Raw genomic sequence first — 3,913 nt, forward strand, 5'->3', positions numbered from 1 at the left:
GAGGATATCTGGTGAGAGCCCTTGAAAAGATAAATATGAATCTGGTGATGTTGAATATAGTCTATTACTCTATTGATTCTATGTATATCTCCATTACCCAACACACTATCAATCTCCTTCGGCAATTCAACACATCACTCTAGAAAAACTCATCCAACAATATGTAGAATTCTACTTTTTCTTTATTCACTTCATACAAACCATATTTTTCATAGAATAAATCAATCCATTGCACACCAAAATAATGTTCAATGCTTCTTATCGCTAATGCAATATCCTGATATTTGTCTGCAATTCCACCTCCATCCCAATCTATGAAACCACTTAACTCATTTTCAAATAAAATGATATTTTCTAAACAATAATCTCCATGAGTAAATACCAACTCATGTTCCTTTGGAATAGAATTTATTAGTAGTCTGAAAAGATCTTTAGGTTTTATTTCTTTGTATTGTTCTTCAAAATCATCACCAGTTACAGATCCATCTAGAACTCTTTCATGTGCTTTTTTTATTTTTAAATCAAGATCTATTTGAAAGGGACAATCTTTTACATCTAAATTATGTATCCGTTTTAATCCTTCCGCGTAAATTGTTATTATTCTGGGAATATCTATGGCGTGTATGAGGTCAGCTGCATTTCCCCCTACAATTTGTGTCATTAGTAAAAATTCATATCCATTAGTCTTTTCATAATGAACCACCTTGGGAACAGGCAACTTCCCCTCTAACCAAATTATACGTTCTTTTTCTGAGAAAAGTTTATCAGATGCTCGACTATTGTTTCTTAATATTTTTAAAAAATAATTCTGATTGTGATCCTGCTTACTCTCTAAAAAGAAGGTGTTAGCTCCTGACAATCCAACTAAAATCTCATGCCAAGTATAACTCTCAATTATAGTGCGTAAATCTCGAGAGAGTATTAACTGCATCTTTTCAATGTTATCTTTCATATTTTATCAAGAAATTGTCTATACTTTTCAGTAATCTCAAACAAAATATCCAATGTATTTCTAGTATCTTTAGCTTCTTATGATAGTGCAACTTCATCAATAATAATTGTTTTAGCTTTTATTTTGCGTAATTCATCTATTTCTTTTTGGGTAAACATAGGGTCATTTGAACCCACAACAATGGTATTGTTATCTTTTGTATATGGTATCGTAGTTTCCTTAACATTTCAAACGGGATGTAATCATAGTTCTTCCACTCTCCTGTTTTCTTCATTCCTCTCATTGTAACCAGCATGTGTACATGGGAATTAAAGTTCATTCGTGAATCAAATGTGTGTAATCCAACGTTCACTCCAGGTGTAATTTTGTGTTTCTTTTTGAAAGTTGGGAGTTGATAGAGTCATAAGTACAAAATTGATAGATTTAGCAAAATATTATGTATGTCATGAAAGGACTTTTTTTCAAATGGAGAATGAGACTGTGAAAAATGAAAACATCATTTTTTAAAAAAAGTTAGAATTCTAAATAATACAATATGAAGAGGGAGGATGAAATGAATAAACATTTAAATCTGGTAGAAAAACTTGAGATATTCCCTAGAATTATTATATTGATTTACTTGATAAACAAGAGAAGGAGAAACTATTTAGTGCAATTGACATTTTAGAAGAAATCAAAATAAGTTTAATAAAGAGGAGAGGATAATACCTAACTCGACTGATGCCATGAGATTATAAATAATACAGAAGGAATGAATGATATGAGGAGTAGTACGGCAGAACCAGTTGAAATGCAATTAGATTTGGGTAAAGTAAAAAGAGGGCCAATTGTTGCTTCATTTGGTGATCGGGATATTAGTACCAGTAACATCTTTGTTACAGCAATGGTTTACGACAAGGCAAAGCTGTAAACTTACTTTAAATATTTTAACTTGAACCTTCTACAAACGGTCCGTATTGTAGAAGAACTAATCGATTTAAGTATGCTATTATTAAATACAATATCTAAAGTAATATGCTAATTTTAACATATCAGTAAAGTTCAGTAAGATAAGATGTTTATATAAAAAGGAGACCTTATGAATATTAGATTGTTAGAATCAGCTGATGCAAAAAAATATTGGGATTTAAGGTTGGAAGCATTAGAAGAAAACCCAGAGGCTTTTATGGAAGGAATTAGTATCCTTCAAAATTACTTAGTCTTAATGAGTAGCGGTAATATAGCATGAGTTACTCCATTATTTAATGCAGTTCCCATTAGTAGTTTTATAGTCAATTCGTTCTATAATCTAGTAAAATATGTATATAAATAAATTTGCATTTTATAGAAATTAGTAACCATTATACCATGCATCTTGATAATACCAGCCAAAGTACTTTGTGGACATATATGATGATAAAACTATATTTATATCAATATTTCACTGTGAATAATTTTTAAAAATGCAATATTAATTTTCATTGTTATATCTATTTTTCAAATAGTGAAATTTTTGAGAAGATGAGTTATTTACTTTATAGGGAACTGTTTTAAAAACATATAAAACCGTTCAAAATCAGCACTATGTATTTCTAAGAGAGTGCCTTCTATACCTATAATATTACCATGTAAAGTGAATTTGATATTGTTACAAGTAGGCAAAATAATACGTTAGTTAGAAGGTCCGAATGCATATTTTCCAATTGGGACTACACTGCTTTTTTTGATAACACCAACTAAATAAGTTAAGGTATCTTTTTTAAGAATATAATAATCATCTAAGATTGAAGGATCAAGATAATCTTCTAAGGAATTATCCATAGTTTCAGGACAAGATTGCAATTGATTTATCAATTTAATTTTATGAGAGTCGTCTTCATAAGAAGCTACTCCACTATAAATAAAAACTGTCAAAATGAGAAATAGCGAAAAGATAAGTAATATTATTGATGTTTTTGATTTTTTAAAAATCATAATTTTCACCACAATTAATTAATTTTTAATAATTACAAATGTATCATACATGATAGTTTTATTTGAAGTCGTTTCCAATGTGTACAAATCAGACCCCTACACTAGCTACAGATACGAAAATTAGTGATAGGAAAGAAAGTGCTAGAAATGCTACTACAAAAATAAAAGAATTTATTAGCTTATGTTTTACAGATTTGAACCAATATTTTATAAGATGGCAAAAAGAAAAGTATAAAATAAAGGTGGTTATAGTGACAATAAATTCGTTATTAAGACTATCTCGATCAATTATGAATACTAGAAAAATTGGTATTCCCACCAGTATTGCAACTATTGCTTCTAAAGAATCATTTTCTATTAAAAATAAACCTAAAACTAAGATTGACATAATAATCGATACAATTAGTGGTACTTTATTATAGTTTAGGACATTTTTCATAATGATCTCCCTTTTATAAATTAATATGGTTGTGATTCAAATTAATATACTAATTTTACCACTATTATTAAATTAAGGTGAAATAAATATGAAATACTAGATTCAATTTTCATGATATGTGATTGTTACTAAGAAAATGAAGAGATTGGATAATCTATTTGAATTGAGGAAGAATCTGATTGGTTAGACATTTCCATACCAACAGCAATTTTTGAAGAAAAATATCCATACAAGTATCCATTTACAAATGAACTTAACCCCTGGATAATTAATATAGATGATATGTTTGTCAAATTAGCTGAAAAAATATTCAATAATTCACCTTTTGAATTAGCTTTGATAGGCGAAGTAATTTCTGGCTACATAAACCAAGAAGAAATTACAATAGAATACTTGGAAAAAACAACGTGTATTTTACCTATTAATTTGCAGAATCGTCTTGGTTTACAAAAACATGGAAGAGAGTTATCAAATCAACTAAGACTGTTTGACTTCAATGCTCATTAAAGCTCTACATATAGAGAGTTTATACATATGGAATACAAAATGGGGGTTAAGTTATTCCACAA

General features: G+C 28.9%; 5 protein-coding genes and 2 pseudogenes. 4 read left to right on the forward strand and 3 right to left on the reverse strand.

Going from position 1 to position 3,913, the window contains the following annotated elements; all coding sequences use genetic code 11:
* Positions 1-139: 139 nt before the first annotated feature.
* Positions 140-952: an APH(3') family aminoglycoside O-phosphotransferase gene (locus Q5Y73_RS24420; RefSeq protein ID WP_305994533.1), complete on the reverse strand. Its 813-nt coding sequence runs from the start codon at positions 950-952 to the stop codon at positions 140-142.
* Positions 953-1,166: 214 nt separating this feature from the next.
* Positions 1,167-1,334, reverse strand: a pseudogene (locus Q5Y73_RS25015) (transposase); the annotation flags it as partial.
* A 378-nt stretch (positions 1,335-1,712) separates the two neighbouring features.
* Between Q5Y73_RS25015 and Q5Y73_RS24430 the strand changes: the two are divergent.
* Together Q5Y73_RS24430 and Q5Y73_RS24435 are read left to right on the forward strand one after the other, a co-directional pair.
* Entirely contained in the window at positions 1,713-1,862 is a 150-nt protein-coding gene (locus tag Q5Y73_RS24430) for a hypothetical protein (RefSeq protein WP_305994535.1), read from the forward strand.
* A 168-nt stretch (positions 1,863-2,030) separates the two neighbouring features.
* A pseudogene (locus Q5Y73_RS24435) lies at positions 2,031-2,120 on the forward strand (GNAT family N-acetyltransferase); the annotation flags it as partial.
* A gap of 482 nt (positions 2,121-2,602) precedes the next feature.
* On the opposite strand, the gene Q5Y73_RS24440 reads toward Q5Y73_RS24435, so the two are convergent.
* Positions 2,603-2,905, reverse strand: coding sequence for a hypothetical protein (locus Q5Y73_RS24440; RefSeq protein WP_305994536.1), 303 nt, complete (start codon positions 2,903-2,905; stop codon positions 2,603-2,605).
* 77 nt (positions 2,906-2,982) lie between these two features.
* Here Q5Y73_RS24440 and Q5Y73_RS24445 point away from each other — a divergent pair, with 77 nt between their 5' ends.
* Positions 2,983-3,327 (forward strand): hypothetical protein, encoded by a 345-nt coding sequence (locus Q5Y73_RS24445; RefSeq protein ID WP_305994537.1) that lies wholly within the window; start codon positions 2,983-2,985, stop codon positions 3,325-3,327.
* Between the two features lie 299 nt (positions 3,328-3,626).
* Positions 3,627-3,851 (forward strand): hypothetical protein, encoded by a 225-nt coding sequence (locus Q5Y73_RS24450; RefSeq protein ID WP_305994538.1) that lies wholly within the window; start codon positions 3,627-3,629, stop codon positions 3,849-3,851.
* Positions 3,852-3,913: the final 62 nt, after the last annotated feature.

This window comes from Chengkuizengella axinellae (genome assembly GCF_030730905.1).
GTDB classification, from domain to species: Bacteria; Bacillota; Bacilli; order Paenibacillales; family KCTC-33759; genus Chengkuizengella; species Chengkuizengella axinellae.